This window comes from Tritonibacter sp. SIMBA_163, from assembly GCF_046535935.1.
GTDB lineage: Bacteria > Pseudomonadota > Alphaproteobacteria > Rhodobacterales > Rhodobacteraceae > Epibacterium > Epibacterium scottomollicae.
In genome coordinates this window covers 1-377 of the sequence record NZ_JAWJBP010000168.1, presented here as the reverse complement: position 1 = coordinate 377, position 377 = coordinate 1, and the positions used below count along the sequence as shown (strand labels likewise).

At 66.3% G+C, this 377-nt stretch carries 1 protein-coding gene; it reads right to left on the bottom strand.

Going from position 1 to position 377, the window contains the following annotated elements; all coding sequences use genetic code 11:
* On the bottom strand, nt 1–377 hold a 377-nt coding region (locus R0J92_RS21930), incomplete at both ends, for a recombinase RecT (protein WP_411053200.1).

Below are 377 nucleotides of genomic sequence, written 5' to 3'. Positions count from 1 at the left end.
CGTAGACGGTGCCCGCGCGGAGCGACAGCTTGGGGTTGGCTCGTTTCGCCAGCTCCACCAGACCCCGGTACTCGATGATGAGCGTGGCTTCAGATTTGCCCGTCTTGCCGTTCTTGAATGGCACGATGGCGGCGTGGTGCAGCGCCGGGTCGGGGTAGAGGTTGAGGCGGGCGCAGGTGTAGACCGCCTTGAGCACCGACATCGGCTCGCACCGCTGGATGCCGGGGTTGCTGGCGACGGCCAGCGCCGCCGTCTTGAACCGACGCTGAGCCACGTCCGTCCCCGGTAGGGACTGGATCATCGTGCCCATCTTCTGCTGGACCAGCGCCTTCACGTCGTTGCGGGCGGGCATGGTGCTGCGTGACATCACTTCGCTC